This window comes from Bradyrhizobium sp. (assembly GCF_049691595.1).
In the GTDB taxonomy this organism is placed as follows: domain Bacteria; phylum Pseudomonadota; class Alphaproteobacteria; order Rhizobiales; family Xanthobacteraceae; genus Bradyrhizobium.
The window spans coordinates 1-2820 of the sequence record NZ_JBAVNZ010000022.1 but is presented as its reverse complement, the minus strand read 5'-3'; the positions used below and the strand labels follow the sequence as shown (position 1 = coordinate 2820).

Annotated in this window: 4 protein-coding genes; all 4 read right to left on the bottom strand. The window is 62.4% G+C overall.

Translation table 11 applies throughout. The annotated features are described in order from the left end of the window. Nucleotides 1-94: 94 nt before the first annotated feature. Nucleotides 95-973: a ParB/RepB/Spo0J family partition protein gene (locus WCE35_RS00890; protein WP_424591462.1), complete on the bottom strand. Its 879-nt coding sequence runs from the start codon at nucleotides 971-973 to the stop codon at nucleotides 95-97. A 125-nt stretch (nucleotides 974-1098) separates the two neighbouring features. Further along, entirely contained in the window at nucleotides 1099-1950 is an 852-nt protein-coding gene (locus WCE35_RS00885; protein WP_424591461.1) for a ParA family protein, read from the bottom strand. Beyond that, the gene (gene rsmG, locus WCE35_RS00880) at nucleotides 1937-2632 is read right to left on the bottom strand and encodes a 16S rRNA (guanine(527)-N(7))-methyltransferase RsmG (RefSeq protein ID WP_424591460.1); all 696 of its coding nucleotides are present in this window, start codon (nucleotides 2630-2632) and stop codon (nucleotides 1937-1939) included. The genes WCE35_RS00885 and rsmG overlap by 14 nt, the downstream gene beginning before the upstream one ends. 48 nt (nucleotides 2633-2680) lie before the next feature. Beyond that, a partial coding sequence (locus WCE35_RS00875; protein WP_424591463.1) for a hypothetical protein occupies nucleotides 2681-2820 on the bottom strand: 140 nt, incomplete at its 5' end.

Here is a 2820-nt window from a genome sequence, read left to right as displayed (position 1 = left end):
CTATGATGTGCAATTGCACATCAGAGAATCCATAACCACGATCGGGGAGTATGGATTCCGGGCCTGCGCCAACGGGCGCATCCCGGAATGACCACTAGTTATTCTTCGCCAGCCGCCGCATGACCTCGTCGAGCTGTTCGAGGTTGCGGTAGCTGACCTGCACCGTGCCGCCGGGATTGCGATGATTGACGCTGACCGAAAGGCCGAGCGCATCGCTGACGCGCTTTTCCAGCGCGGTGGTGTCGGCGTCTTTCTTTTTGCCGCTTCGCGCCTTCTGCGGCTTGCGGACCGGAACGCCGGCGTCATGGGCGAGCGCCTCGGTCTGGCGAACCGTGAGCCCCTGCTCGACGATGCGTTTCGCGGCCGCCAGCGGATCGGGCACCCCGATCAGCGCGCGGGCGTGACCGGCCGATAATTGGCCCGAGGCGATATAGGCCTGCACCTCGGCCGGCAGTTTCGTCAGCCGCATCATGTTGGCGACATGGCTGCGGCTCTTGCCGACGATCTTTGCGATATCGTCCTGGCTGCGTTTGAATTCGTCCGCGAGCGCGTGATAGCCCTGCGCCTCTTCCATCGCATTGAGGTCTTCGCGCTGGACGTTCTCGATGATCATGATCTCGAGCGCGTCGGAGTCGCTGACATCGACGGGAACGATCGGCACTTCGTGCAGGCCGGCGAGCTGCGACGCGCGCCAGCGGCGCTCGCCGGCGATGATCTCGAAGCGATCCTGCGCGCCCTTGACCGGCCGCACCACGATCGGCTGGATCACGCCGTGCTGCTTGATCGAGCCTGAGAGCTCGCCGAGTTCGGCGTCGGAAAAGGTGCGGCGCGGATTGCGCGGGTTGGGTTTCAGGAATTCGATCGGCACCTTGCGCTGCGCGCGCGGCCGATCGACATGCGCGGCCTCGCCGCCGATATCTCCGATCAAACTTGCAAGCCCGCGCCCCAGTCGCGAACGCACCTCCTCGGCCATCGCCAGCTCCCTTGGATTCACTCGTATCGCTCCGGAATTAGAATGTCAGGTTTCGGTTTTGGGTAAATCGCAGGGTGGGGCACGGCGAAGACGCCTTTGCCCAGCCACGGGTTGCGGCCATCGCTTCAATGCGTCCGCAGCTCGCGCTCACGCTGGATCACTTCCGTCGCAAGTTTGAGATAGGCTTCACTGCCGACGCATTTGAGGTCATAGACCAGCACCGGCTTGCCGTAGGATGGCGCCTCGGAGATGCGCACGTTGCGCGGGATCATGGTCTTGTAGACCTTGGTTCCCATGAACTGCCGGACGTCGGCCACGACCTGGTTCGACAGATTGTTGCGCGCGTCGAACATCGTCAGCACGATGCCGTGGATCGACAAATTGGGGTTGAGCGTGGTGCGCACCTGCTCCACGGTCTGCAGCAATTGCGACAGACCTTCGAGTGCGAAGAACTCGCATTGCAGCGGCACCAGGATCGCATCCGATGCCGCCATCGCGTTGACGGTGAGAAGATTGAGCGACGGCGGGCAATCGATCAGCACGTAGGTGTAATCGGATTCCGGCGTCGCGTTGGTGTTCAGCGCCGTGATCGCGTCGCGCAACCGAAACGCGCGGCCGGGCGTCGTTCCGAGTTCAAGCTCGAGACCCGAGAGATCCATGGTCGACGTCGCAATATGCAGCCGTGGCACCGCGGTCGAAACCACCGCGTCGCGCAGCGGCGCTTCGCCGATCAGGACGTCATAGGTCGAGCAGTTACGACTCTTGCGATCGATACCCAATCCGGTCGAGGCATTGCCCTGCGGGTCGAGGTCCACAATCAGCACGCGTTCGCCGATTGCTGCCAGCGCCGTGCCGAGATTGATCGCAGTGGTGGTCTTGCCGACGCCGCCCTTCTGGTTGGCGAGCGCCAGGATGCGCGGATGACCGCCCGGATGGGGCGCACTATCCTGTTGAAAAATCTCATCAATCACGGTCATGCTCGATACCATGTGCTGCCGCGGATGGGTGGCGCCGCTCGATCGCGTCGAGTTCGACGATCCAGCCGTGTCCGCCGGTGCGGCTGGAATGGAGCTTTGGTTTGATATTCCAGTATTTAGTGGCTTCGGTCAATTCGGCCTCTACATCTTGGCCCTTGAGAAACAGCGCTTTTGCACCCTTTCTCACCAGCGGTTCGGCGAAGCTGATGAGCTGACGTAACGGAGCCAGCGCTCGGGCGGTGACGCAATCGACGGGACTTACGAATCTATCCACACTATCCCCGATTTCAGCCAGATGCACGGTCCCAGGCGACGACGTGACGCGAAGCGCCTCGCGCAGGAAGGCGGCTTTCTTCACGTTGCGCTCGATCAGGTGGACATGCGCCCCCGGCGTTTCCGCCAGTGCGCAGGCCAGCACCACGCCTGGAAAGCCGCCGCCGCTACCGAGGTCGACCCACCTCCTGGCCGAAGGGGCGAGATCCAGAAGCTGCAGCGAATCGGAGACATGCCGGGTCCAGAGATGGGGGAGCGTCGATGGCGCAACGAGATTGGTCTTGGCCTGCCATTCCAGCAACAGCCCGATATAGCGATCCAACCGCACCTCCGTTTCACGTGAAACAGAGGTAAGCTTCAGCGCCGCGGCTTTGTCGGACGATGAGAATGTCCAAGGGGACTGTTGCAAGGCAGGAGGCCTCGTTTCACGTGAAACACTTGTTATGCGGTCGCCTTCTTACGCGGTAGCCTTCGCATTGTTCCGTCGAATTTCGCGACGCAGATAGGCAGCCAGGATACCGAGCGCGGCCGGCGTCATCCCATCCAGTCGGCCCGCCTGCCCTACCGTTCGCGGCCGCGCCGCTTGAAGCTTTGACC

What these genes read in the sequence shown, in the direction of transcription:
- WCE35_RS00890 (WP_424591462.1), bottom strand. Translation starts at nt 973, where the DNA reads ATGGCCGAGGAGGTGCGTTCGCGACTGGGGCGCGGGCTTGCAAGTTTG.
- WCE35_RS00885 (WP_424591461.1), bottom strand. Translation starts at nt 1,950, where the DNA reads ATGACCGTGATTGATGAGATTTTTCAACAGGATAGTGCGCCCCATCCG.